Source organism: Burkholderia sp. MSMB1589WGS (assembly GCF_001636105.1).
Classification (GTDB): domain Bacteria; phylum Pseudomonadota; class Gammaproteobacteria; order Burkholderiales; family Burkholderiaceae; genus Burkholderia; species Burkholderia humptydooensis.
The window spans coordinates 1,783,723-1,809,256 of sequence record NZ_LNJT01000007.1 but is presented as its reverse complement, the minus strand read 5'-3'; the positions used below and the strand labels follow the sequence as shown (position 1 = coordinate 1,809,256).

Genomic DNA, 25,534 nt, shown 5'->3' with positions numbered 1-25,534 from the left:
TGAATGTAGATTGCTTCCGTCGCCAAGCAGCGCGATCCGCAGCGGAGATGCGAATCGATATGCACAAGGAAAAGACGCCGAAGAGAGCGAAGCGTGCATGCGCGCATCTCCGCCGCGCGCATGCCGATGAAAAGCCCGGACAACGCGGCCGCGCTTACCGGCCCGTCGTCTCGTAATCGACGCCAGGAACCGCCCGCTCGACGAGTACGAGGTGCTCCCCCTCCGAAGTGCGTTCGACCCGCGCATCGACCGCATACGCGCGCCGCAAGCGCGCCGGTTCGAGCACTTCGAACGGCAAGCCATCCGCCAGCACGCCGTCCGGCCCGAGCAGCACCATCCGGTCGCAGAAGCGCGATGCGAGATTCAGATCGTGCATCGCGACGACGACGATCGCCGCGCGGCGGCTTGCCGCGTCGCGCATCGCTTCCAGCGCGAGCAATTGCCAGCGCAGGTCGAGCGCGCTCGTCGGCCCGTCGAGCAGCAGGAGCGGCGTGTGCCGCACCAGTACCTGCGCGAGGCCGACCATCTGGCGCTGGCCGCCCGACAGGCTGTCGAGCGGCTTCATCGCGAGCCGGTGCAGGCGTAACTGCTCGAACACCGCCTGCAGCCGCGCGTCGTGCTCGGCGCTCGACAGCCCGCCGCACGTCGCGCGCAGCGCGCCGCTGACTGCCTCGTAGACGAGGAGCGTCGACGCCTGGGGCAGTGTTTGCGGGAGATAGCCGACGCGCCGCATGTGCTCGCGCCGCGAGCCGCGCAGCAGGTCGACGCGATCGAGCGAGACCGAGCCGCGTGCGCGCACGAGCCGCGCGATTGCGCGCAGCAGCGTCGATTTGCCGACGCCGTTCGGCCCCAGCACCGCCACCATACAGCCCGGCTCGATCGGGCGCAGCGTGAGTTCGTCTAGGATCGCGCGGCGGCCATACGCGACGCTCAGACGGTCGATTCGCAACTCAGCCATCGCGTCTGCGCCGACTGATCAGCGTCATGAAAAGCGGCACGCCGACGAGCGCGGTGATGATGCCGACCGGCAGCACGAGGCCGCTGATGAGCGTTTTGCTGAGGATCGACGCGCCCGACAGCATGATTGCGCCCGCGAGCATGCCGCCCGGCAGGTAGTAGCGGTGATCGTCGCCGACGAGAAGTCTCGCGATGTGCGGCCCGACGAGTCCGACGAAGCCGATCGTGCCGACGAACAAAACAGCACCCTGTACCCGAACGGCGGCGTGGCCGGGGCGCGCGCGAGCGTCGCGCGGCAGCGGGTCGGCATGCGGCTGCCGACGCCCGCCGCGCTGCGCCGCCGCTATCCGCTCTCGGCTGCCATCCAGACGACCGTCGACGCTGGCCGACGGCAAGTGCAGGCGATTCTCGAGCAGCGCGATCCGCGCTGGCTCGCGATCGTCGGACCGTGCTCGATCCACGATCCGCAGGCAGCGCTCGACTACGCGCTGCATCTCGCGCGCCTCGCGGATGCGGTGCGGGACGTGTTCTGCGTCGTGATGCGCGTGTATTTCGAAAAACCGCGCACGACGGTCGGCTGGAAGGGGCTCATCAACGATCCGCGCCTCGACGGCAGCCATCGGATCGACGAAAGGCTCGCGACCGCACGCCGGCTGCTGTGCGAAGTGAACGCGCTCGGGCTGCCGGCCGCGATCGAGGCGCTCGATCTCGTCACGCCGCACTACCTCGGCGATCTCGTGAGCTGGGCGGCGATCGGCGCGCGCACGTCCGAATCGCAGGTGCATCGCGAGATGGCGTCGGGGCTGCCGATGCCGGTCGGATTCAAGAACGGTCGGCTTGCACGGCGAAGGCTATCCGGTCGTGCTGCATACCGATGGCAATCCATACGCGCACCTCGTGCTGCGAGGCGGCCGCGACGGCCCGAACTACGATGCCGCGAGCGTCGCGGCGGCCGAGCACGCGCTGCGCGCGAACCGGCTGACGACGAACGTCGTCGTCGATTGCTCGCATGCGAACTGCGACAAGCAGCATGCGCGGCAGGTCGCGGTGCTCGACGACGTCGTCGACCAGATCTGCGCCGGCAATCGCTCGATTCGCGGCGTGATGCTCGAGAGTTTTCTCGAAGAAGGGCGGCAGTCGCTCGACGATGGGGCCGGCGTGCTGCGCTACGGCTGCTCGATTACCGATCCCTGTCTCGGCTGGGACGCGACCGAAGCGGCGCTCGTCGCCGCTCACGTTGCGCGGCGTTGACGCGTCCGCGCGCGCGTTGCGCCATCCATTCATCGAACGAACAGGAGCCTCATGTCCACGACTTCCGTTGAAACCCCGGCCGCCGCCGAGCGCGCCGGCTTGCCGCTGACGCCGCTCCTCATCGCGAACTTCACGATGATGGCGGGCAACTACGCGTTCGTCGCGCTCGCGGCGCCGCTCGCGCGGATGCTGCATCTGCAGGCGTCGCATATCGGCGCGGTCATCGCCGTCGTCGGAGTCGTCTGGATCGCGACTGCGCGTCGCTGGGGACGCGCCGCGGACATTCGCGGCCGCGTGCCGGCGATGCGAACCGCGATCGGCATGGTGATCGCGCCGCCGCTCGCCGGCTGGATAGGCCGTTACGATCTCGCCGCGACGCTCGCCGTGTTCGCGCTATTGCCGCTCGCGGGCCTGCCGGGGCTCGGCCGTCTCGACGACGCGCGGCCGCGCGAGGTGCGCGGTGCGCCGCAGCGGCTCAAGATGACCGACGCGCGGATCCGGCGGCCGTGGCTCAGCGCATTCGCGCTGTACAGCGTCATCGCGATCGCGAACAGCGCGCTCGGGTTTTACGTGATCGATTGGTTGCACGTCGACGCGCGGCACGCGGCGGTCGTCGTCGGCTATGCGCTTGGCTGCGCGGGGCTCGGCCTGATCGTGATGCAGTCGGCGGTTGCGCGGCTGCCGCGCATCGCGCCGCTGCAATGGCTGCGCTGGGGCGCGCTCGCGAGCGCGGCGGTCGATGCGCGCGAGCAGGGCGCGTGTGCGGGCACGATGTCGGCCGCGCAGGGGCTCAGCATGATCGTGGCACCGCTCGTCGGCACCGCACTGTACGACTGGCGCCCGCAGGCGCCGTTCGCGCTGATCGGCGTGCTGCTGCTGCTGCTCGTGACCTGCGCGACGTGGCGAAGTGCGCGGCGCGCAGCCGCGACGCAGTGAAGGCATCGATCGCGCGCCGCTCGCTTGCGGCGATGCGCGATGCGCATCAGACCGCGCAGCGCGCGATGTGGAAGCGCAGTTCCGACTCCTCCGGATCTCCGTCGCCGCTGCGCGGGCGATAGACGCCGATGTTCGTGCCGGACGATGCGGTGGGTGCAAGCGTGACGGTCCAGTCCGAATCGGCCGAGTACGGGCCAATCAGGACCGTCGTCGGGTTGCGTTGCGCGACGCGCGCCTGCGGCACGCGGCTCGTCAGGCAGCTTTCAACATCGCGCGGGCTGCGCGGCGATGCGACGTAGATGATCCGGCCGCTGGGCGATTCGGCCTGCGGGCCGTTCGCGGGCGAGCCTGCGCAGCCGGCGAGCGCAGCCACGGTGCCGGCGAGCGCGCAGCTAGCGAGAATCTGAGTCGATTTCATGGGCGATCCAAGGTGAGTCGTTCGGCAAAAACGCATCCGGATTCCATGCGTTTCGCGTCGGTCCGATGCGCGACGTCGCGCGAACGGCGGCGCGCCGAAACGATAGAGGAAAAATCCGATCGTGTCGCGAGCCTAACAAGGCATGCGCGTCGTTTGTGTTAAAAATTGTTTTCGATCGGGCTCGTCGTACCGCTTGCGAGCGTTCGCCGCGGCCCATTCGAGGTCGCGCGTATCGCGAGCGAATCGAATGCCGGGCGAATGTGATCGCGTCGTGCGTCACCGTATCATGCATGAAGGCACGCGGTCTCTGTCGACGTCGACCGTGCGAATTGCACGATTCACGCTCGCTCATCGAATCGCACGCAAAAAAACAATGCGCGGCATTTGACCGAGATCTGAAAGATCATTTGCCGATCATGCTATCTATTTGATCTTTCGAGCCGATATTCGAATCACCTCGAAAGACGCGCACGGCGTGTCAACGCGGCGCGCACGCGCTGCGTTATAGAGCCGGCGCACGAGCATTCATGCCGACAAAAGCCTTACGTCACGTAAGGCGCGAGCCGTGAATCTCGAACAACACCGGCGTCGGATGCGCTCCAACGCATCGTCATTAACCGGATATTTCCGTTTGGATATTCAAGGAAAAACAATGAAGAAGATCATCGCTTCGGTGGCAACCGCCGCTATCGCATTCGCTTCGGCTTCCGTGTTCGCGCAAGCGTCGGCACCGGCAGCGTCGGCACCGGCGGCAGCTTCGGCTGCGAAGCAAGGCAAGAGCAAGGCGAAGCACGAGCTGATGAAGCACGGCTCGGCGAAGGCCAAGGCGAAGGCGGAAGCCGCGTCGGCAGCCGGCACGAACGGCAAGGGCGCGCAGCAGTAAGCGCCTGTCGGCGGCGGCGCATGCGTCGCCGTCGGTTCGTGACGACAAACCCCGCGTTCTCGCGAACGCGGGGTTTGTTTTTTTGCGCGCGTGATCCGCGCCCGATGCACGCGTCACGCGTGCGGCGGCTTCGGCGGCGACACGTGGTCGATCAGCGCGCGCATGCGCCGCCAGTGCGAGCCCTCCCAGAACACGCGACGGCAGACGTCGCAGGTGACGAAGCGCGTGTGACGCTGCAGCACGCCTTGCGGCGCGCGGCCTTCGGCCTCGGCGGGATCGATGCGCCGCAGCGGCGCGTTGCACGACAGGCACAGCCGGAACGGTTGCGCGGCCCCGGCGAGATCGAGCCGGTCGAACAGTTCGCGCAGTTGCGCCTGCGGCTTCAGCGCGCGCACGTAGCAGCCGTGCGTGATCGTGCGGCGCTTGAGCAACTCGCGGTCGCGCGTGAGGACGATCCGCGCTTCGCGCGCGGCAATTGCCTCGATCAGGTCGTCCGGGTAGTGGTTGTCGTACAGCGTGTCGAAGCCCGCCAGCCGCAGCAATTGCGCGAGCCCGCCGAGATGCGCGTCGGCGATGAAGCGCGTGACGCGCAGCGGCGCGGCGCGCACGCGCAGCAGCGGGCGGATGTCGATCGCTTCGAAGGTCGGGTAGACGGCGACGCGGTCGCCATCTTCGAGCGCGCGGCTGAACGGCGCCGATTCGCCGTTGACGAGAATCAGCTCGACTTCGGTGTGCGGAACGCCGAGCGCCTCGATTGCGTGCTTGACGCTCGCGCCGCGCATGCACGCGCGCTCGAACTCGCGGCGGCGCAGCGGCCGCGCGAGGAAATCGTTCAGCTCCTCGTAGAAGCGGAAAGTCACGGTGACCATCGGCCCAGTATCGCACCGCCGCACGCTTGTCGCACGTCGCGCGCGATGGCTGCCGCGAAACGGCAAATGTCGCGCGCCTGTGCTCTACTCGTGCTTTCGACGAATAAGACGAATACAAGGAGCACGACATGGACATCGGATTTATCGGCGCGGGCGAGATGGGCAGCGCGATCGCGGCGAATCTGCTGAAGGCGGGGCATCGCGTTCGGGTGTGGAGCCGCTCGGCCGAACGTGTCGCGCCGCTCGTCGCGCTGGGCGCGCAGCACGTCGCGACGGTCGCCGAAGCGTTCGCGGGCGACGCGGTGTTCTCGATGCTCGCCGACGACGCGGCCGCGCGCGAGGTGTTCGACGCGGCGCTCCTCGAGCACGCGCCGCGCGGCCTCATTCACGTGAACATGGCGACAATTTCGGTCGCGCTCGCCGAGCAGCTCGCGCACGCGCACGCGCAGCGGGCGATCCACTACGTCGCGGCGCCCGTGATGGGGCGCCCGCACGTCGCGGCAGCCGCGCGCCTCACGATCATCGCGGCCGGGCCTGCGGAGGCGATCGACCGGATGCAGCCCGCGTTCGACGCGATTGGCCAGAAGACGTGGCGGCTCGGCTCGCTGCCGCAGCACGCGAACGCGGTGAAGATCGCGGCGAACTTCACGATCGCGTCGGCCATCGAGACGATGGGCGAGGCGGGGGCGCTCCTCGCCGCGCACGGCGTCGCGATGAACGACTATCTCGACGTGATCACCAACAGCGTGTTTCCCGGCCCCGTTTATCAAGGCTACGGCGCGATGATCGCCGAGTCGCGCTACGAGCCGGCGCTTTTCAAGGCGCGGCTCGGCCTGAAGGACGTGCGGCTCGCGCTCGAGGCGGGCGACGCGCTGTCGGTGCCGCTGCCCGTCGCGAGCGTCGTGCGCGACAGCCTGATCGAAGCGGTCGCGCACGGCCACGGCGACAAGGATTTCGCGGTGCTCGGCCAGGTCGCGGCGCGCCGTGCGGGGCGATGATGCGCGCGTGATGCGGCATGCGTCGCGCGGCTGCCCCGCGGCTGACAGCGGCCCGCGTTCCCCGGCATAATTGACATTTCTATTTCATTTTCGAAAGCGGGGCGGCAATGAATCTGCATACGTGGTGGCTGTTCGTCGCGACGGTGTTCGTCGTGTCGGCGATTCCCGGTCCGAACATGCTGCTCGTGATGACGCACGGTGCGCGTCACGGGCTGCGGCGTTCGACGGCGACGATGGCGGGCTGCATGACGGCGCTCGTCGCGATGCTGTCGGTATCCGCCGCGGGCCTCGGCGTATTTCTCGAGGCGTGGCCCGCGATGTTCGACGCGCTGCGCTTCGCGGGCGCCGCGTATCTGATCTACCTCGGCGTGAAGGCGTGGCGCGCGCGCGTCGACGGGCAATCCGCGGCGGGCGCGGCCGACGTCGCGCCGCACGCGGGCCGTGCGGACGCAGTCGCCTCGGTGTCGCGCTGGGCGCTCTTTCGCAACGGTTTTCTCGTCGCGGGCAGCAATCCGAAGGCGATCCTGTTCGCCGCCGCGCTGCTGCCGCAGTTCATCGACGCGTCCACGCCGACGCTGCCGCAGTTCGGCATCCTTGTCGCGACGTTCGCGGTGATCGAGGTGAGCTGGTATATCGTCTATGCCTCGTTCGGCACGCGGATCGGCGTGACGCTGCGCAGCGCGAATGTCGCGAAGGCGTTCAACCGGCTGACGGGCGGCCTGTTCGTCGGCTTCGGCGCGATGATGGCGCTTGTGCGGCACTGAGCGGGCGCGGGCCGGCGAAGCGCCGCATGAAAGAACGAAACGCCCCGCGTCGGCTACGGCGCGGGGCTTCTTCGTTTCAGCGCGTCGCCTGTTCGCGCGAGCCGATCCAGTCCAGCGCGAACGCGGCGCCCGCAAACGCGAGGCCCACCGCGCACACCGCGCCCCAGCCCGCCCATGCCCACGCCGCGCCGGCGAGCACGGCGCCGAGCGAGCCGCCGACGAAGAACAGCCCGACAAAGAGCCCGTTGAGCCGCCCGCACGCGGCGGGATTCAGCAGGTTGATCGCGCGGCGGCCGAGCGTCTGATCGGCGACGACGCCCGCATCGAGCGCCGCCGCGCCGGTGACGAGCAGCGCGAGCGCGAGCGCCGGATGCGCGGCCGCGTCGAACCCGGCCCAGCCCGCGCCCGCGACGCCGAGCGCAGCCAACGCGGCGAGCATCGCCACGTGCGCGCCGCGCAATGCGCCGCGCTCCCGGCCGCGGTCGCCGGCCAAGCCGGCGAACGGCGTGACGATCGCGCCCGTCGCGCCGGCGAACGCGAACATCGCGATTCCGTGCAAGCCGAGATCGAAGGGCGCAGCGGCGAGGCGCAGACCGATCGCGGTCCAGAACGCGCTGAACGCGCCCATCGACAGCGCCGCGGACAGCGCGCGCCGCTGCAGTACGCGCTCGGTCGCCGCGAGCGTCCAGAGCGACCGAAGCAGCGCCGCATAGCGGGTCGGCAGCGACGGTGCTCGCCGCGGCAGCCTCGCGGCGAGCACCGCGGCGATCGCGATGTCGGCGGCGGCGGCCGCGCCGTAGAACGCGCGCCAGCCCGCCGCGCCGGCGATCAGGCTCGCGAGCGGCCGCGACAGCAGGATGCCGAGCATCAGGCCGCTCATCACGTTGCCGACCGCGCGGCCGCGATTTTCGTCGGGCGCCATCGACGCCGCCAACGGCACGAGCATCTGGATCACGCTCGACGCCGCGCCGGCGACGAACACCGCGGCCAGATACACGGCGCCGGAGCGCGTGACGGCGGGTAGCGCGAGCGTCGCCGCGCAGACGGCGAGCGTCGTCACGATGAGCCGGCGGTTTTCGAGCAGGTCGATGAGCGGCACGAGCAGCACGAGGCCTGCCGCGTAGCCGAGCTGCGGCAGCATCGCAACGAGCCCGGTCAGGCCCGCGGGCAGCCGCAGCTCGGCCGCGATCGGCCCCGTCAGCGGCTGCGCGGCGAACAGATTGAGCACGATCACGCCGACCGTCGCCGAGAAGAACACGGTGAGTGCGGGCGTGAGCGTGGGCGCGGGGACAGGGGCGGCGCGCGGTCGCCCGGCGGCCGGGCCGGCGCGAAGATCGGCGGGGCGGTTCATCGGAAGGGTCTCGGAAATGAACGAGCCCTCATCGTAGAGACGCGCAGGTTATGCGACAATTGAAATATGTTTAATATGATTATGCGAGTTTGTTTTGAATACGCGTGATCTTCAAGCCTTCGTGGCGGTCGTCGACAGCGGCTCGATGGTGGCCGCCGCGACCAGGCTCCATCTGACGCAGCCCGGCCTCACGCGGCGCGTGCAGAACCTCGAGACGACGCTTGGCGTGCCGCTCCTCGATCGGCAGAGCAAGCCGCTCAAGCCTACCGCGGCGGGCCGCGAAGTCTATGCGCTCGCGCGCAACGTGCTGCGCTCGGTCGACGAGCTGCTCGCCGTCGCCTCGCCCGGCAGCGAGCCGGCGGGCGAACTGCGGATCGGCGTGCCGCCGTTTCTGTCGGAGCTCGCGCTCGAAGGGCCGATCGACCGGCTGCGCGACGCGTTTCCGCGCCTCACGCTGCGGATCACGGCCGGCTGGTCGCCGGCGCTGCTGCAAAACGTCGAGCGTGCGGCGCTCGACGCCGCCGCGGTGATGATGCCGGCGAGCTTTCCGATGCCGGAAACGCTCGTGTCGACGCTGCTCGGCGTGCAGCCGACGGTGCTCGTCGCTGCGCGCGACTTCGCGTTGCCGCCGGGGCCGCTGCCGCTCGACGCGCTCGCGCGCTACCCGTGGGTGCTGAGCCAGGATGGCTGCGGGATGCGCTCGGCGCTGAGCCGCGCGTTCAGCGCAGCCGGGCTGCCGTTCGACGTCGCGGTCGAAGCGTTCGGCTCGGATTTGCAGCTCTCGCTCGTCGCGCGCGGCGCGGGGCTCGGCATCGCGTCGGCGGCGGCGCTCGCGCGCAGTCCGCACCGCGGTGCGCTGCGGATCGTCGACACGGCGGATGTCGAGCCGGGGATCAACGTGTGGCTCGTGCACGGCGTGCTGCCGGGCCGGCTGATGCGGCCGGTCGAGCTGCTGCGCGAGCGGCTCGTTGCCGTGCTGGAGGCGGAAAGAAGCCGGCGATTAGGCGGCGAAGCAGAAATGCCGGCGAATTAGAACCAGCATTCGAGGGAAAATCCGTATTTTCTCGAAGGAAATGTTGCATTGCGTCAAACAAACCTGTATAGTCCGAACCGTCTCCTCCATGTCTCCTCTGATATGGATTCAGCCCGCCTCTTCAGGCGGGCTTTTTTTTGCCCGCGCGAACCCGGAGCCAAGCCGCGCGGGCGGCCCTTCGTCGTCAGAACTTGTACGACACCGCCACGTAGCTGATGATCGGATCGGCCTTCAGGTCCGATTTCGACTCGGCGAGCGTCGTGCCGTCGGCCGCCTTGATCGTCACTGTCGACGTCGTCTTCAGCGGGATGTACGTGACCGACGCGACGAGCCCCCAGTGATCGGTGATGTTGTACGTGAGGCCCGCATTGAATACCGGCTGCCACGACGACGACGCCTTCGCCGACACCTGCGTGACCCCCGGCTTGCCCGCGCCCGCGGCGAGGATCGCGCCGAGGTTGTCCTGCGTCTGCTTGATGAAGTTCGTGTTCAGTTGCAGATCGCTGAACCAGTTGTACGACACGCCGACGCCGACGAACGGCCGGAACTTCGCGCTCGCCTGCGCGAAGTAGTACTGGAACACGACGGCGGGGCTCCACTGCCGCACGCTCTTGACGATCGGATTGACCGGGCCGAGCCCGATGTTCTGCGTGCCGAGCGCGCCGGCCGGGCCGGGCGGCGTGATCGTGCCGTGGCCGGACACCTTGAAGACGGGCGGCACGCCCGCCACCGACGTGACCGCGATGTGATCGGTCAGGAAGTGGCTGACGGTCAGGCCGACCGTGTCCGCGCCGCTCGTCGACAGGCCGGTGCCCGCCGACGTGAACGTCGGCGGCAGCCGCAGCGGCGTGTTGATCGGCGTCGGCGCGACGTTCGTCGTGAGCGGCGTGCTGCTTTGCTGCGGCATCACGTGAAACCAGCCGAGCGTGACGACGTTGCTGCCCGCGCTTTGCGCGTGCGCGGCGAGCGGCGTCAGCGCCGCGACGCCGAGCGCCGCGCAGAGTGCTTTTTTCATGAGGCCTCCCGAGCGTCGGTTACTGCACGAACGCGCCGACCGTGAAGTACGGCGACGACGAGTTGGACATGTCGAGGAAGCCGAATACCCCGCCCGTGAAGATGAACTTGCCGGTCGGCGTCGTGCTGCTCGCGCCGACGTGCGTCGACGTGACCGTGCCCGGCACCGCTTGCGCGTAGTCGAGGTTCAGCGCCGTCGCGAGCGACGCCTGCGACGCCTGGAACGGATCGAGGAGCGTCGCCTGCGCGTTGACGAGTGCGGTCGTCCGGTAGTCGAACTGGCTGTCGACGCCGATGTACTCGCCGTTTTGCGAGCCGACCGCAATCGCCGTCTGCGGCGCGAGGATCGAGATGCCCGATTCGTCGTCGGCGGTGAGCCCCGGCACGCCGTTCGCGTCGGGCGTCGGGTTCGGGTTCGCGACGCCGGTGCGGATCATGACCGGCACGAGCTGGTTGCGCAGCTTGCCGACGATGACGAAGCCCTTCGCCTGCGGAATCGTCGCGAGCGTCGGCTTCACCTGGCCCTGGTAGTGATCGGTCTCGAACGCGCCCGTGCCGTCCGCCGACTGCGCGAGGTTCGTGCCCGGCTGCCGGCAGGCGCCCGCGTAGATGCCCGTCGTGTCGCAGCGGCTCCACGTGCCGTCGGGGTTGATCGTCACCTTCGCGTCGATCGTCGTCGGCGCGAAATTTTGCGACGGGACCTGGCCGTAGCCGAGCTGGCTATACGTGCCGGCGAGATTCGCGATGTTCGTCTCGAGCGACGAGAACGCGATGAACGGGTAGTACGGGAACTTCGTGTCGGGAATCGCGCCCTGGCCGAGCAGGCCGCCATACTGGATTTCCGCGCCCGGAATCGTGCCGCCGACGATGCCCATGCCGAGGAAGATGCGCGCCGGCCGATTCGGATCGAGGCTCGCGCCGTTCAGGCGAAATGCGCAGTTGTTGAGCTTTTGCGTCGGCAGCAGCGTTTCCTGCGTGAGCGTGCCGCTTTGCGTCGTGCCGGCGCGCGTCGGCGCGGCGGTGCCCGTCGTCTTCGGAACCGGCGATTCGACGAAGGTGATTTGCCAGGTCATCTTCGTCGTGTCGATCTGCAGCTTGACGAGCTCGCCGTCGCCGCCGCCGCCCGTGTAGACAGTGTTGTAGTCGACCGACGACGGGCAGAGCGCCGCCTCGACGAGCGGCTGCGATTCGCCGCCGCCACCGCCGCCGCTGCACGCCGAGATAAAGGGCGCGGCGCAGGCCATCGCCAGGATCAGGTTCTGCTGCTTCATGTTGCTCCTCCAAACTCCACAATTGTCTTTATCCGGCGGCCGGCTCCCTGTCGGCCGCTCTCGATCTCGCCCGCTGCGGCGCGGCCGGCGCAATGCGCGCCGGCCGCGCGTGCGGGTCTCGTTACTTGCTGACCTGCGCGCCGACGCCGAAATACGGCGCGGACGGCGTCTGGCCGGCGATCGCCGAGCTCTGCGTGATCCCGCCGTTGACGGTGCCCTGGATCAGCGCCGCATAGAGCCCGCCGCTCGCGATCACGAAGCCCGGCGCCGACGTGTCGGCCGTCGTGACGCCGAGCAGGCCCGGCGTCGATTGGCCGTAGTCGAGCGTGAAGCCCGTTTCCGCCTGCTGCGTGCCCGGGTTCACGAACGTGGCCGTCGTGCCCTTGATCACCGTCGCCGTGTACTTGAAGTTCGAGTCCGCGCCCGCGTAGCCGCCGTCGATGCCGCCCGACGCGATCGCTTTCGCGAGCCCGAGCACCGCGATGCCCGATTCGTCGTCGACTTGCGCGTCGAGATGCAGCGGCGGCGTGCCGAGGTTCACGTTGCCCGTGCGCACGACGACGGGCACGGTCGCGCCGTTCAACTGGCCGAGCACCATGTGCGCGACAGCCGACTTGCCGGTCGCGCCAATGAGCGGCAACTGCGTCTGCGGCAGGATCTGCGGCGCCTGCGTGCTGTTGAAGTAGCCGTTGCCGCTCGCCGTCCACGGATTGCCGGTCGTCATGCAGCCCGACGCGCTCGTCGACGTGCACGCGCCGTTCGCATCGAACGTCTCGTTCGAGTTGGTCGCCTTCGCCGCGTAGTTGCTCGACGGCACCGTGTGGTAGAGGAGCGCGTTGTACGTGCCCGGCAGCTTCGACAGATCGGTCGTCGTGCTCGCGAAGCCGAGGAACGGATAGAAGTCGAAATGGCGCTGCGGCACCTGGCCGATGTTCTGCAGCACGCCCGGGATGATCGTGAGGCCGCTGTACTGGATCGTCGCGCCCGGAATGCCGCCGCCCGCGACGCCGAAGCCGATCAGGATCATCGGCGGGTTCTCCTGGTTGAAGTCAGCCGCGGTCGAGTACGTCGAGTTCGTCGCGGGCGCCGTGCCGCTGCCCGGCATCAGCACGAACGCGCAGCGCGTCTGCTCGGCGGTCGGCAGCGTGCCCGCGGGCGGATGCGCGACGCTGCCCGTGATCGTCGTGCCGGCGCGGGTCGGCGTGACCGTGCCGGTGGCGAGCGGAATCGGAGACTCGAGCCACTTGAGCGTGTACGTCATCGTGGCCGCGTTGATGTTCACGCTCACGACCTCGCCGCCGCCGGCGCCGCCGAGATACGTGCTGCTGCCGATGTCCGCGTTCGCGGGACAGAGCGACGTGTTGCCCGCGCTCGAGCTGGGCGGACCCTGAACGCCGCAGCTCGAGCCCGAGCATTGCGGCGCGTCGATGGGAGCCGGGGTGCCGCCGCCCCCTCCACTACAAGCGGCAAGCAAAGGGGCGAGGGCTATGGCCATTGCCACCCCTTTCGAAAAGGCGTCCGACATGCCTCTGTCTCCAATGTGTTTAATTGTGTTGGGCTAATTTGGCCGCGTCGTTTTCCGCTGTCAATTGACGGAACCGTCTAACCCGGGCGATTTAAACAATTGACTGTATTCGGGCTCCCGAAATGAGTGGCCGGAGGCGGTGAATTAAAACGAGACGGGCGTTTGAAATTTGTCCGGGCGGACAGGGAGACTCTTGTTTTTACAGGGTTTTGTGCGCGGGATCGCGCACTGGATCATTCGTTTAAAGCGCGCGTATCGGGTAAATCCCTATTCGGGATAATCACGATGCTTTTGGAAATTCCGGGATTTATTTTTGGATGGAAATGAAAGTTTGTAAATATCTGTTAGCGCCGTGACAATATTTAAATAACTTTCGTTTTCCATTCTATGCAATGAAAAAGCCGGCCACCCGGGCCGGCTTCTCTCGCACTGCAAGCCCTGCGTCGTTCAGCGCGCGAGCCCCGTGTTTTCGGGCGCGCCGATGTTGAGGTTCATGCACTGGATCGCGGCGCCCGACGCGCCCTTGCCGAGGTTGTCGAGCCGTGCGACGGTGACGAAGCGCTCCGCGGTGCCGAACACGAACAGGTCGACGCGGTTCGTGCCGTTGTTCGCCTGCACGTCGAAGAAACCGTCGTCGAGATTCTCGGCCGCGTCGTACGGCGCGACGCGCACGAACGCCTCGCCCGCGTAATGCTCGGCGAGCACGCGCTGCACGTCGTGCGGCGTCACGCGCTTCGCGAGCTGGCTCGGCGTGAAGTACGTGGTGACGGCAAGGCCCTTGTAGAACGGCCCGACGATCGGCGTGAAGATCGGCGTGCTCGCGAGGCCCGTGTGCGCGGCCATCTCCGGCAGATGCTTGTGCGCGAGGCCGAGCGCGTAAGGACGCGGGCTCGCGAGCTTCGCGCCGCCCGCTTCGTAATCGGCGATCATCTTCTTGCCGCCGCCGCTATAGCCCGTGATCGAGTAGCTGTGCGCGGCGAAGTCCGGCGCGACGACGCCCGCGTCGACGAGCGGACGCATCGCGAGCACGAACGCCGACGCGTGGCAGCCCGGCACCGCGATGCGCTTCGCGGCGCGGATGCGCTCGCGCTGCGCGCGGTTCAGCTCGGGGAGGCCGTACGCCCAGTCGGCGCTCGTGCGGAACGCGGTGCTCGCGTCGATCAGCGTCGTGTTCGGGTTCTCGACGAGCGTCGCCGATTCGCGCGACGCGACGTCGGGCAGGCACAGGAACGTGACGTCCGATGCGTTGATGAGGCGGCGGCGCTCGTCGATGTCCTTGCGCTTCGCTTCGTCGATGCGCAGGATCTCGATGTCGCTGCGCGCGGACAGATATTCGAAGATCTTCAGACCGGTCGTGCCTTCCTGGCCGTCGACAAAAACTTTCGTGCTCATCTCGCTCTCGCTGGATCGGGGCGGCGCGGCGTGCGGCCGCGGAAAAGCGATCATTTTAAGACGTGATGCGCGACGCCGTAACCGGTTCGGCCGAAAAAAGCCCGTGTCGCCGCACGATCCGGCAAAGGGCTGGATCGTGCGGCGATTTCACTTGCCGTTGCCGGCGAGCCAGCGGGCAGTCGCCGCCGCGACGCGCGCGCCGAACGCCTTCGCGGTGTCGAGATCGCCATCCGAGGGCGCCTCGTCCGGCGACGCGTCGGATGGCGATTGCGCGAGCAGGCCCGTGAAGCCGCCCGCGTAGTTGATGTCGTTGCGAGTCGCCGCCTTCGTGTTCGCGGGCAGCAGGCCCGTGCCGACCCACACCATCCCATGCTGCATCGCGAGCGTGACGAAATATTGAATCGTCGAGAACTTGTCGCCGTTCATCGATGCGGAGTTCGTGAAGCCCGCCGCGATCTTGTCCTTCCATGCCTGGCCGAACCATGCCTTCGACGTCGCGTCGGCGAACTTCTTGAAGTCGGCCGACGGGCCGCCCATGTAGGTCGGCGCGCCGAAGACGATCGCGTCGGCCGCGTCGAGCGCGGCCCAGCCGGCGTCGTCGAGATCGCCGACGGCGACGAGTCGCGCGTTCGCGCCGGCTTCCCGCGCGCCTGCGAGCACCGATTCGGCGAGCTTTTTCGTGTGGCCGTAGCCGCTGTGATAAACGATGACGAGATTCGACATGTCTGTTTCTCCAAGATGAGACGACGACGAGACGACGAAGCCGCGCGCGCTGGGGCGGGCAGCGCGGCGGACGATGACTGTTCGCAGCGCAGCGCCTCGCCGCAGACTAGCGGCCGTATGTGACGACGAGCTGCGCGGAGCCGATCGACTCGGTGCCGATCTCGTGGTCGAACATCTGCGCAGGGCGGCCTGTCGCGACGCGCAGGTCGGTTGCCTTCAGCGCGTAGACGGTGATCACGTAGCGGTGCGGCTTGCCGGGCGGCGGGCACGGGCCGCCGTAGCCGTCGACGCCGAAGTCGTTGCGCGCCTCGGCCGCGCCGAGCTTGCGCAGGAAGCCGGATGCGCTCGCGTCGGCGGGCAGGCTCGAGACGCTCGCCGGAATCCCGGCGACCGCCCAGTGCCACCAGCCGCGGCCGGGCGCGTCGGGATCGAACATCGTGACGGCGAAGCCCTTCGTGCCGGGCGGCGGGTTGCGCCACGCGAGCTGCGGCGAGCGGTTGCCGCCCTTGCAGTCGCCTTGATTGAACACGTGCGGCGCGCCGACCCGGCCGCCGGGGCGCAGATCGTCGCTCGTCAGCGTGAATGCGTCTTCGGCGAGCGCGTGCGAGCCGCCGGTCGGCGCGAGAACGGAAACGCAGGCGAGGGCGAGCGAGAGCAGACGACGGGACGAACCTCGCGGCACGACTCGGCGACCCACACGCATATGGCCCTTCTCCCGTCAGTTGTGCCGGGGCGACCCGGCGCCGATCGTGGTCGAGATGTGATGCTCGAACCCGAATATGAGGGGGAAGTCTAGCATTAGGGGACGCATGGCGGACGCGGTCGCGTCAACTTCGCGCGACGGACCGGCGCATAGGACCGGCGACAGGGCCGCGGCAGCGCCCCGACGGCCGGCCGGCGCGCGCGGCCCCGCCACCGCCGCCTGCGCGTGCGAAAAAAAACCGCCCGCGGTCGACGACGGCGGGCGGTTCGTTGCGTCGGCCGGGCGGGCCGAGCGAGCGTGGGCGATGCGGGGCGCGTTACTCCTGCGCGCCCGTCGCGCCGCCGTGCGCGGCCGACCACTCGGCCGGCGAGTGCAGGAATTTCTCGACTTCGTCGAGCGTCTTCGTCTCGAAGTAGCCCGACGCCTTCGCGACGCGCAGCACGTCCCACCAGGTCGCGAGCGCGTGCAGGTCGACGTCGATGTCCTTCAGCACCGACACGCTTTCCTTGAAGATGTCGTAGTGGAACAGCACGAAGCAGTGGTTCACCTTCGCGCCCGCGGTGCGCAGCGCATTGACGAAGTTGATCTTGCTGCGGCTGTCGGTCGTCAGGTCCTCGACGAGCAGCACGCGCGAGCCTTCTTGCAGATAACCCTCGATCTGCGCGTTGCGGCCGAAGCCCTTCGGCTTTTTGCGCACGTACTGCATCGGCAGCATCATCCGGTCGGCGATCCACGCAGCGAACGGGATGCCGGCGGTTTCGCCGCCCGCGACCGCATCGATCTGCTCGAAGCCGACGTCGCGCAGGATCGTCGCCTCGGCCATTTCCATCAGGCCGCGGCGCACGCGCGGAAACGAGATCAGCTTGCGGCAGTCGATGTAGACGGGGCTCGCCCATCCGGACGTGAAGATGAAGGGCTTGTCGGCGTTGAAGTGCACCGCTTGCACTTCGAGCAGCATTTTGGCGGTCGTGTCGGAGATCGTCTGACGATCGAAGCCTGTCATGAGGGCGTTCCTTGGTGATGAGCGAGGGGCGGGCGCGGGCCCGGTGGCGCAGCTCGCGTGATTCCCGCCGCGAGGGCCGGGGGCGGGCCGACATGGGCGATGACCGCCGGCGTCGAGCCGCTTCGCTGCGCGCGTAGCCCGCTATTTTACCCGATTTGCGGGTTTTTCGAGACGCCCGGCGGCGCGGCGGCGGCAGATTTTCCGCGCCCGGACGGCCGCCTCGCGAGGCCCGGGCGAGCGTGGCGCGCGCGCGGATTTTCCGCCGGCTTGCGGCGATGAAAGGCAGTACGCCGAAACGACGGGCTGCCGCCAGGGCTTCCGCATGAAGGCCCCCATGAATCAAGGCTGAGAGCGGAAAAGGTTGTTGTAAACATTTGGCGTCTCAGGTTTACTCTCGATTTTTGCCGGACGAGAGATGCCAACGATCATGGACGCGTTTGCCGAACTGCGAGACCCGCGCTGCCGCGCCTGCCGTTATCCGCTGGAGGAAGTCCTGTTTGCGGCGCTGTGCGCGGTGCTGTGCGGCGTGGAGGACTGGGAAACGATGACACTGTGGGGCCGCACGCAGCTTGCTTGGCTGCGTAGCCATCTGGCGTATGAGAACGGCGTGCCGTCGCCCGATACGTTTCGCCGGGTATTCGGTGCGCTCAGTGCGAAAGCGTTTGAGCGCTGCTTCATCGACTGGGTCGGGCAACTGTGTCCGGCGCTGGCTGGCCAGCATGTGGCGATTGACGGCAAGGCGGTGCGCGGCAACCGTAGCGGCACGCATGCGGCGCTGCATTTGGTGTCGGCATGGTGCTCGAACAACGGCTTGAGCCTCGGGCAAGTGAGCACGGCCGATAAGAGCAATGAGATCACGGCGATCCCGGAATTGCTGGCCGCGCTCGATTTGCAGGGCGCGACGATAACGATCGACGCGATCGGCACGCAGCACGAGATCGCACGCACGATCGTGGAGGCCGGGGCCGACTACGTTCTGGCGGTCAAGGACAATCAGCCGCGACTGGCCGAAGGCGTGCGCCAGTGGTTTGCGGCTGCCCAGGACGGCAAGCTCGAAAGCTCGTACTGGGAGCACACCGAACATGACAAAGGCCACGGGCGGCTGGAGACCCGGGTTTGCCGGGTCAGCGATGATGTGGCGTGGCTGAGCGGGACAGGACAGCACTGGGCGGGTCTCCAGCGGCTGGTGATGCTTGAGCGCACACGCCAGATTGGCGAGAAAGTGACGACCGAGCGCTGTTACTACATCAGCTCGAAAGCGGTGAAAGCAACTGAGATGGCTCCGGTCATCCGTGCTCATTGGGGCATCGAAAACCAACTGCACTGGGTCCTCGATGTCTCGTGGGGCGAGGATGCCAGCCTGATCCGCGACACCCTGGCCGCCCGCAACATGGCCAGTCTGCGCAAGATCACACTCAATCTCGCCCGGCTGGCTCAGAGTCGGCAGCCCAAGAAGGTGAGCCTGAAGAACATCCGTAACCTCGCCGCATGGGATACCGCTATGCGTGACTCCATCCTCGGCCTTGCCTGACATGCCTCTTCATGCGGAAGCCCTGGGGCTGCCGCGCCGCAGCAACTGGCGCGCCTGCGCGGGGTGTACACTAAGCGACCCTCTAAGATTCGCTCGGTGCTTTGTACTCCCCGCTTGCCACCCGCCAAGGTTCGAAGCCGCGCCAATCCGGCGCGCGACGGACGCCGCAGTCGACCATCCCCTCGATTTCCGCATCCGCGGCTTCCGGTGCTCGGTACTGAGTCTTCAAAATTACGCATGTCTCTCGCAGGTCAATCATGGATGAACAACTGAAGCAAAGCGCTCTCGCTTATCACCAGAATCCGAAACCCGGCAAGATTTCGGTCACGCCCACGAAGCCGCTGTCGAACCAGTTCGATCTGTCGCTCGCGTATTCGCCCGGCGTCGCGGCCGCGTGCGATGCAATCTACGCCGATCCGCTCGACGCGCAGAAGTACACGTCGCGCGGCAACCTGGTCGGCGTCGTGACGAACGGCACCGCGGTGCTCGGCCTCGGCAACATCGGCCCGCTTGCCGCGAAGCCCGTGATGGAAGGCAAGGGGTGCCTGTTCAAGAAATTCGCGGGCATCGACGTGTTCGACATCGAGCTCGCCGAGTCCGATCCGGACAAGCTCGTCGAGGCGATCGCGATGCTCGAGCCGACGCTCGGCGGCATCAACCTCGAGGACATCAAGGCGCCCGAGTGCTTCTACATCGAGCAGAAGCTGCGCGAGCGGATGAAGATTCCCGTCTTCCACGACGACCAGCACGGCACCGCGATCATCGCGTCGGCGGCGATCCTGAACGGCCTGAAGGTGGTCGGCAAGGATCTGTCGGGCGTGAAGCTCGTCTGCTCGGGCGCGGGCGCGGCGGCGATCGCGTGTCTCGACCTGCTCGTGAAGCTCGGCCTGTCCAAATCGAACGTGCTCGTCGCCGATTCGAAGGGCGTGATCTATGAAGGGCGCGGCAATCTCGATCCGTCGAAGCAGCGCTACGCGGCGGCGACCGACGCGCGCACGCTCGCCGACGCGATTCGCGATGCGGACGTGTTCCTCGGCTGCTCGAGCGCGGGCGTGCTGAAGCCGGACATGGTGAAGACGATGGCGGACCGGCCGCTCATCCTCGCGCTCGCGAACCCGGAGCCGGAAATCCGCCCGGAAGACGCGAAGGCGGTGCGTCCGGACGCGATCGTCGCGACGGGCCGCTCCGATTATCCGAACCAGGTCAACAACGTCCTGTGCTTCCCGTTCATCTTCCGCGGCGCGCTCGACGTCGGCGCGACGACGATCACCGAGGAGATGAAGCTCGCGTGCGTGCGCGCGATCGCCGGGCTCGCGCAGGAAACCGACCAGAGCGAGGAAGTCGCGAAGGCGTATGAAGGCCATTCGCTCGAATTCGGCCCGGAATACCTGATTCCGAAGCCGTTCGATCCGCGCCTCATCATCAAGATCGCGCCCGCCGTCGCGCAGGCCGCGATGGATTCGGGCGTGGCCACCCGCCCGATCGCCGACATGGACGCGTACCGCGAGCAGCTCGGCACGACCGTCTATCGCACCGGCATGGTGATGCGCCCCGTGTTCGCGACCGCGAAGACGAAGACCGCGCGCATCGTGTTCGCCGAGGGCGAGGACGAGCGTGTGCTGCGCGCCGCGCAATTCGTGCTGCAGGAGAAGATCGCGAAGCCGATCATCGTCGGCCGGCCGTCGGTCGTCGAGATGCGGTTGAAGAAGATCGGTTCGAAGCTCGTCGGCGGCGTCGACTTCGAAGTCGTCAATCCGGAAGACGATCCGCGCTACCAGCAGTGCTGGCAGGCGTATCACGAGATCGGCGCGCGCGACGGCGTGACGCCGGAGGTCGCGAAGGCCGCGCTGCGCAAGTTCAACACGCTGATTGGCGCGATGCTCGTGCACCTCGGCGACGCGGACGGCATGATCTGCGGGATGATCGACACGTATCACAGCCACCTGAAGTTCATCGAGCAGGTGCTGGGCCGCGCGAAGGGCGCCGAGCACTTCGCCGCGATGAACCTGCTGATGCTGCCGGGCCGCAACCTGTTCATGTGCGACACCTACGTGAACGAAGAGCCGAGCGCCGAGCAGCTCGCCGACATGACGATCCAGGCCGCGGCCGAGATCGAGCGCTTCGGCATCACGCCGAAGGCGGCGCTGCTGTCGAACTCGAACTTCGGCAGCGCGCCGTCGGCGTCGTCGCGCCGGATGGCGGAAGCGCGCAAGCTGATCGTCGAGCGCGCGCCGGACCTTGAAGTCGACGGCGAAATGCACGGCGACGCGGCGCTGTCCGAAGTGGTCCGCAAGGCCGCGTTCCCGGGCACGACGCTCACGGGCGAGGCGAACCTCTTGATCATGCCGAACGTTGAGGCGGCGAACATCGCGTACAACCTGCTGAAGATGGTCGGCGGCGAAGGCGTGACCGTGGGCCCGTTCCTGCTGGGCGCGGCGAAGCCCGTGCACATCCTGACGCCGGCCGCGACCGTGCGCCGGATCATCAACATGACGGCCGTCGCCGCGGCGAACGTTCAGATGAAGTAACGCGCGAAAGCGCGCGCCGCGGGCCGTTCCAGCCGGCGGCGCGCGGTGGCGCGCGGCAAAAGGCGGCCGCTCGGCCGAACCGTATCCCAAAGTGGGGGCTCAACTTGCGGGCGGTTCAGTCGGGCGGCCGCCTTGTTTCTTTTTCTCGGCGAACGGCCCCGCGCGCGATCCGTCACGCGACGTTGCGCGTTTGCCCGCCCTCCGGCGAGCGCCACTGCGCGAGCAATTGCGCCCACTTCGCGCGCACCGCGCGCAGGTTGTGCTCCTTCACGTGCCCGTAGCCGCGAATGCCGTCCGGCAGGCTCGCGAGCTCGACCGCGAGCGGCAGCGTGTCGTGCGTGAGGCGGCTGCCGATCAGCTCCTGCACGAGCGTCTCGTATTCGCCGATCAGCGCGCGCTCGGTGCGCCGCTCCTCGGTGCGGCCGAACGCGTCGAACGCGGTGCCGCGCAGGAACTTCAGCTTCGCGAGCACGCGGAACGCCGGCATCATCCACGGCCCGTACGGCTTCTTCACGAGGCGGCCGTGCGCGTCCTTCTTCGCGAAAAGGGGCGGCGCGAGATGGAACCTGAGCTTCCAGTCGCCTTCGAACTGTTCGGCGAGCTTCGCGACGAACGCCGGATCGGCATGCAGCCGCGCGACCTCGTACTCGTCCTTGTAAGCCATCAGCTTGTACAGATTGCGCGCGACCGCGTCGGTGAGCGGTTCCTGCGCGGTGTCCGCGCCGAGCGCGCGCTCGGCCTCGCGCACCTTGCCCACGACGGCCGAGAAGCGCGCCGCGTAAGCGGCGTTCTGGTACGCGCTCAGATGCTCGACGCGCGTCGCGACCAGCGCGTCGATCGCGTGGTTCGTGCTGCGCAGCGAAATCACCGTTGCGCCGGCTTGCGCATCGCCTGCCGCGGCGGCGCGCACGCTCGCCGGATCGAACGCGGCGCGGCGGCCCCATTCGAATGCCGCGCGGTTCTGCTCGACCTGCACGCCGTTCAGCTCGATCGCGCGCACGAGCGACGCGTACGCGAGCGGCAGCCAGCCGCGCTGCCACGCGTAGCCGAGCACGAACGGGTTCGTGTAGATCGCGTCGCCGAGCAGCGCGACCGCGAAGTGGTTCGCGTCGACGAGATCGACCGCGTCGCCCGCCGCCGCGCGGATGTCGAGCTCGGCGCTCGCGCCGGGGAACGTCCACTTCGGATTCTTGATGAACTCGGCGGTCGGCGTCTTCGCGCTGTTGACGACGACGCGCGTCGCGCCGTGGCGCATCCGCGACGTGCATTCGTCGCCCGCCGTGACGATCGCGTCGCAGCCGATCACGAGATCGGCTTCGCCCATCGCGATGCGGGTCGCGTGGATGTCGGCGGGCGCGTGCGAGATCTGCACGTGGCTCATCACGGCGCCGCCCTTTTGCGCGAGGCCCGTCACGTCGAGCACCGTCACGCCCTTGCCTTCGAGGTGCGCGGCCATCCCGAGCAGCGCGCCGATCGTCACGACGCCCGTGCCGCCGACGCCCGTGACGAGCACGCCGTACGCGCGGCCGATCGCGGGCAGCGCAGGCTCGGGAACCGGCAGCAGCGCGCTCGCGTCGACCGACACCGCCTTCGGCTTGCGCAGCTTCCCGCCTTCGACGGTCACGAAGCTCGGGCAGAAGCCCTTCAGGCACGAAAAGTCCTTGTTGCAAGTCGACTGGTTGATCTGCCGCTTCGTGCCGAACCCGGTCTCGAGCGGCTCGACCGACAGGCAGTTCGACTGCACCGAGCAGTCGCCGCAGCCTTCGCACACTGCTTCGTTGATCACGACGCGCTTCGCCGGGTCCGGATACGCGCCGCGCTTGCGGCGGCGGCGCTTCTCGGTCGCGCAGGTCTGGTCGTAGATCAGGATCGTCGTGCCCTCGATCTCGCGCAGCGTGCGCTGGACGTCGTCGAGCTGGTCGCGATGGTGGATCGTCACGCCCGGCGCGAGCAGCGACGTGCGGCCATCGTATTTCTGCGGCTCGTCGGTGACGATCACGATCTTCCTCGCGCCTTCCGCCGCGAGCTGGTGCGTGATCTGCGGCACCGTCAGCACGCCGTCGACCGGCTGGCCGCCCGTCATCGCGACCGCATCGTTATAGAGGATCTTGTAGGTGATGTTCGCCTTCGACGCGATCGCCGCGCGAATCGCGAGGAGGCCCGAGTGGAAGTAGGTGCCGTCGCCGAGGTTCGCGAACACGTGCTTCTCGTCGGTGAACGGCGCCTGGCCGACCCACGCCACGCCTTCGCCGCCCATCTGGCTGAACGTGCTCGTGTTGCGGTCCATCCAGACCGTCATGTAGTGGCAGCCGATGCCCGCGATCGCGCGCGAGCCTTCGGGCACGGTCGTCGATGTGTTGTGCGGGCAGCCCGAGCAGAACCACGGCTTGCGTTCTGTGCTCACGTGCGGCTTCGCGAGCGCGGTCTCCTTCGCTTCGATCACCGCGATGCGCGCGGCGATCCGCGCGCGCACGTCGGACGGCAGCTCGAACTTGTCAAGGCGCGTCGCGATCGCCTTCGCGATGATCGCAGGCGACAGCTCGTAATGCGCGGGCAGCAGCCAGTTGCCCATCGGCACCGACCATTCGCCGCCCGCGCCGTCCTTTTCGTCGAACTTGCCGAACACGCGCGGGCGCTGGCCGTCCGGCCAGTTGTACAGCTCTTCCTTGATCGCGTATTCGAGAATCTGGCGCTTTTCCTCGACGACGAGGATCTCGTCGAGCCCGCGCGCGAACGCCTGCGCGCCTTGCGCTTCGAGCGGCCACACGCAGCCGACCTTGTAGAGGCGAATGCCGATCCGCGCGCAGGTTTCGTCGTCGAGGCCGAGGTCGACGAGCGCCTGGCGCACGTCGAGATACGCTTTGCCGCCCGTGACGATGCCGAAGCGCGCGTGCGGCGAATCGATCTCGATGCGGTCGAGCTTGTTCGCGCGCACGTAAGCGAGCGCCGCGTACCACTTGTAATCGAGGAGGCGCGCTTCCTGCACGAGCGGCGGATCGGGCCAGCGGATGTTCAGGCCGCCGTCGGGCATCACGAAATCGGTCGGCAGCATGATCTGCGTGCGATGCGGATCGATGTCGACGGAAGCCGACGATTCGACGACGTCCGTCACGCACTTGAGCGCGACCCAGAGGCCCGAATAGCGGCTCATCGCCCAGCCGTGCAGCCCGAAGTCGAGATATTCCTGCACGTTCGACGGAAACAGCACGGGCAGCCCGCACGCCTTGAAGACGTGCTCCGACTGGTGCGCGAGCGTCGACGATTTCGCCGCGTGGTCGTCGCCCGCGAGCACGAGCACGCCGCCGTGCGGCGCGGAGCCGGCCGAGTTCGCGTGCTTGAACACGTCGCCCGTGCGGTCGACGCCCGGGCCCTTGCCGTACCACATCGCGAACACGCCGTCATGCTTCGCGCCCGGATACAGATTGACTTGCTGGGTGCCCCAGACGGCCGTCGCCGCGAGGTCTTCGTTGAGGCCGGGCTGGAACACGATCCGGTGCGCGGCGAGATGCTGCTTCGCCTTCCACAGCGACAGGTCGAGCCCGCCGAGCGGCGAGCCGCGGTAGCCGGAAATGAAGCCGGCGGTATTGAGGCCCGCCGCGCGGTCGCGTTCCTGCTGGAGCATCGGCAGGCGCACGAGCGCCTGGATGCCGCTCATGTACGCGCGGCCGCGCTCGAGCGTGTATTTGTCGTCTAGCGTGACGGATTGCAGCGCGGCTTCGAGCGATGCGCGCTGGCCTGCGTCTAGCGGGGCGTTCATGCAGTGTCTCCTCACCCGGTTAGGGATCGCCAAAACTATCGGCGCGTCGGCGTCTTGTGGACGCGTCGGTCGGCCCGAATATTGGCGGGTTTCGTTCGATGGTAGCACTGGGAAAAACCCGCCGCCGCGTGTCAAAAAAAGCCGGTGTGCGACCCGAAAACGTGAGGAATCAATGCGTTACAGGCTGTAAAAGCATGTAAAACGGCGCGCCCCGCGACGCGTTTGCCGTTAGGCTCTAGGGCCCTGTCCGGTTGCGCGGGCGGCGCGGGTTCGTGCCCGCGCCGCGCATCGCGCGCCGGACGGTTGCAATGGAGGTGCAATGCAATGAAGACTCGAAATATCCAGAATTTCCTGATGGTGTCGGCCGCGTTTTTCGCGATGAGCGGCCCGGCGCGCTCGGAAGGTGCGGGCGTGCTGGCGACGGCGAGCACCCGGATGCTGCAGCTTGCGGCGACGGCCGGCGTGGATGCGCCGGCGTTCGCGAGCGTCGTGACGAACGGGCGCGGCGCGACGCAAAAGTAAGCCGCGGCGGGCGATCGCCGGTCCGTCGCGTGACGGTCGGCAACGCCATTGCGAAAGGGCGGGAATCCCGAAGATTCCCGCCCGTTTCTTTTGCGGGACCGCTCA

21 protein-coding genes and 2 pseudogenes are annotated in these 25,534 nt (G+C 67.9%); 10 read left to right on the top strand and 13 right to left on the bottom strand.

What is annotated here, in order from left to right:
• Nucleotides 1-154: 154 nt before the first annotated feature.
• Nucleotides 155-958: an ABC transporter ATP-binding protein gene (locus tag WT16_RS16275; protein ID WP_063533692.1), complete on the bottom strand. Its 804-nt coding sequence runs from the start codon at nt 956-958 to the stop codon at nt 155-157.
• A pseudogene (locus WT16_RS31485) lies at nt 951-1,202 on the bottom strand (iron chelate uptake ABC transporter family permease subunit); the annotation flags it as partial. The gene WT16_RS16275 and the pseudogene WT16_RS31485, both read right to left, overlap by 8 nt.
• A 63-nt stretch (nt 1,203-1,265) precedes the next feature.
• On the opposite strand from WT16_RS31485, the pseudogene WT16_RS35410 reads away from it, so the two are divergent.
• The 3 genes and pseudogenes from WT16_RS35410 to WT16_RS34965 all read left to right on the top strand — a co-directional run.
• Nucleotides 1,266-1,733 (top strand): annotated as a pseudogene (locus WT16_RS35410) (3-deoxy-7-phosphoheptulonate synthase); the annotation flags it as partial.
• Nucleotides 1,734-1,818: 85 nt separating this feature from the next.
• Nucleotides 1,819-2,208: a hypothetical protein gene (locus WT16_RS35405; protein ID WP_269447542.1), complete on the top strand. Its 390-nt coding sequence runs from the start codon at nt 1,819-1,821 to the stop codon at nt 2,206-2,208.
• Nucleotides 2,209-2,259: 51 nt separating this feature from the next.
• On the top strand, nt 2,260-3,144 hold the full coding sequence (locus WT16_RS34965) for a hypothetical protein (RefSeq protein ID WP_231892071.1): 885 nt from the start codon (nt 2,260-2,262) through the stop codon (nt 3,142-3,144).
• A gap of 46 nt (nt 3,145-3,190) precedes the next feature.
• Here WT16_RS34965 and WT16_RS16260 read toward each other — a convergent pair whose 3' ends face one another.
• Entirely contained in the window at nt 3,191-3,562 is a 372-nt protein-coding gene (locus WT16_RS16260) for a hypothetical protein (protein WP_006023779.1), read from the bottom strand.
• Nucleotides 3,563-4,214: 652 nt separating this feature from the next.
• Here WT16_RS16260 and WT16_RS34445 point away from each other — a divergent pair.
• Nucleotides 4,215-4,445 (top strand): hypothetical protein, encoded by a 231-nt coding sequence (locus tag WT16_RS34445; RefSeq protein WP_063533691.1) that lies wholly within the window; start codon nt 4,215-4,217, stop codon nt 4,443-4,445.
• A 113-nt stretch (nt 4,446-4,558) separates the two neighbouring features.
• On the opposite strand, the gene WT16_RS16250 is transcribed toward WT16_RS34445, so the two are convergent.
• Entirely contained in the window at nt 4,559-5,314 is a 756-nt protein-coding gene (locus tag WT16_RS16250) for a Mut7-C RNAse domain-containing protein (protein WP_006023776.1), read from the bottom strand.
• Between the two features lie 128 nt (nt 5,315-5,442).
• On the opposite strand from WT16_RS16250, the gene WT16_RS16245 reads away from it, so the two are divergent.
• Both WT16_RS16245 and WT16_RS16240 read left to right on the top strand, forming a co-directional pair.
• A complete protein-coding gene (locus WT16_RS16245; protein ID WP_063533690.1) occupies nt 5,443-6,312 on the top strand; it encodes an NAD(P)-dependent oxidoreductase in 870 nt (289 codons plus the stop codon).
• Between the two features lie 107 nt (nt 6,313-6,419).
• Complete coding sequence (locus WT16_RS16240) at nt 6,420-7,076, top strand: LysE family translocator (protein WP_006023774.1); 657 nt, start codon at nt 6,420-6,422, stop codon at nt 7,074-7,076.
• 76 nt (nt 7,077-7,152) lie between these two features.
• Here the strand turns inward: WT16_RS16240 and WT16_RS16235 are convergent, their stop codons facing one another.
• Nucleotides 7,153-8,427 (bottom strand): MFS transporter, encoded by a 1,275-nt coding sequence (locus tag WT16_RS16235; protein ID WP_063533689.1) that lies wholly within the window; start codon nt 8,425-8,427, stop codon nt 7,153-7,155.
• A 94-nt stretch (nt 8,428-8,521) separates the two neighbouring features.
• Here WT16_RS16235 and WT16_RS16230 point away from each other — a divergent pair, with 94 nt between their 5' ends.
• Complete coding sequence (locus WT16_RS16230) at nt 8,522-9,460, top strand: LysR family transcriptional regulator (protein WP_009913870.1); 939 nt, start codon at nt 8,522-8,524, stop codon at nt 9,458-9,460.
• A 184-nt stretch (nt 9,461-9,644) separates the two neighbouring features.
• On the opposite strand, the gene WT16_RS16225 is transcribed toward WT16_RS16230, so the two are convergent.
• The 7 genes from WT16_RS16225 to WT16_RS16190 form a co-directional block, all read right to left on the bottom strand.
• Nucleotides 9,645-10,475 (bottom strand): OmpW family outer membrane protein, encoded by an 831-nt coding sequence (locus tag WT16_RS16225; protein ID WP_006023771.1) that lies wholly within the window; start codon nt 10,473-10,475, stop codon nt 9,645-9,647.
• 19 nt (nt 10,476-10,494) lie between these two features.
• Nucleotides 10,495-11,745: a DUF2957 domain-containing protein gene (locus WT16_RS16220; protein ID WP_006023770.1), complete on the bottom strand. Its 1,251-nt coding sequence runs from the start codon at nt 11,743-11,745 to the stop codon at nt 10,495-10,497.
• Nucleotides 11,746-11,866: 121 nt separating this feature from the next.
• Nucleotides 11,867-13,240, bottom strand: a complete 1,374-nt coding sequence (locus tag WT16_RS16215) for a DUF2957 domain-containing protein (protein ID WP_063533688.1) — start codon at nt 13,238-13,240, stop codon at nt 11,867-11,869.
• 477 nt (nt 13,241-13,717) lie between these two features.
• Nucleotides 13,718-14,662 (bottom strand): N-acetyl-gamma-glutamyl-phosphate reductase, encoded by a 945-nt coding sequence (gene argC, locus WT16_RS16210; protein ID WP_063533872.1) that lies wholly within the window; start codon nt 14,660-14,662, stop codon nt 13,718-13,720.
• A gap of 147 nt (nt 14,663-14,809) precedes the next feature.
• Nucleotides 14,810-15,385, bottom strand: a complete 576-nt coding sequence (locus tag WT16_RS16205; RefSeq protein WP_006023766.1) for a flavodoxin family protein — start codon at nt 15,383-15,385, stop codon at nt 14,810-14,812.
• Between the two features lie 106 nt (nt 15,386-15,491).
• Nucleotides 15,492-16,067, bottom strand: coding sequence for a YbhB/YbcL family Raf kinase inhibitor-like protein (locus WT16_RS16200; protein ID WP_171845256.1), 576 nt, complete (start codon nt 16,065-16,067; stop codon nt 15,492-15,494).
• 337 nt (nt 16,068-16,404) lie between these two features.
• The gene (locus WT16_RS16190; RefSeq protein WP_006023763.1) at nt 16,405-17,091 is read right to left on the bottom strand and encodes an orotate phosphoribosyltransferase; all 687 of its coding nucleotides are present in this window, start codon (nt 17,089-17,091) and stop codon (nt 16,405-16,407) included.
• Nucleotides 17,092-17,506: 415 nt separating this feature from the next.
• Between WT16_RS16190 and WT16_RS16185 the strand changes: the two genes are divergently transcribed.
• Both WT16_RS16185 and WT16_RS16180 read left to right on the top strand, forming a co-directional pair.
• Nucleotides 17,507-18,622: an ISAs1 family transposase gene (locus WT16_RS16185; protein ID WP_063533687.1), complete on the top strand. Its 1,116-nt coding sequence runs from the start codon at nt 17,507-17,509 to the stop codon at nt 18,620-18,622.
• 257 nt (nt 18,623-18,879) lie between these two features.
• Nucleotides 18,880-21,150, top strand: a complete 2,271-nt coding sequence (locus WT16_RS16180; RefSeq protein ID WP_063533686.1) for an NADP-dependent malic enzyme — start codon at nt 18,880-18,882, stop codon at nt 21,148-21,150.
• Between the two features lie 172 nt (nt 21,151-21,322).
• On the opposite strand, the gene WT16_RS16175 is transcribed toward WT16_RS16180, so the two are convergent.
• Nucleotides 21,323-24,907: an indolepyruvate ferredoxin oxidoreductase family protein gene (locus WT16_RS16175; RefSeq protein WP_063533685.1), complete on the bottom strand. Its 3,585-nt coding sequence runs from the start codon at nt 24,905-24,907 to the stop codon at nt 21,323-21,325.
• A 324-nt stretch (nt 24,908-25,231) separates the two neighbouring features.
• Here WT16_RS16175 and WT16_RS16170 point away from each other — a divergent pair, with 324 nt between their 5' ends.
• Nucleotides 25,232-25,429, top strand: a complete 198-nt coding sequence (locus WT16_RS16170; RefSeq protein WP_063533684.1) for a hypothetical protein — start codon at nt 25,232-25,234, stop codon at nt 25,427-25,429.
• The last annotated feature ends 105 nt before the right edge of the window (nt 25,430-25,534 follow it).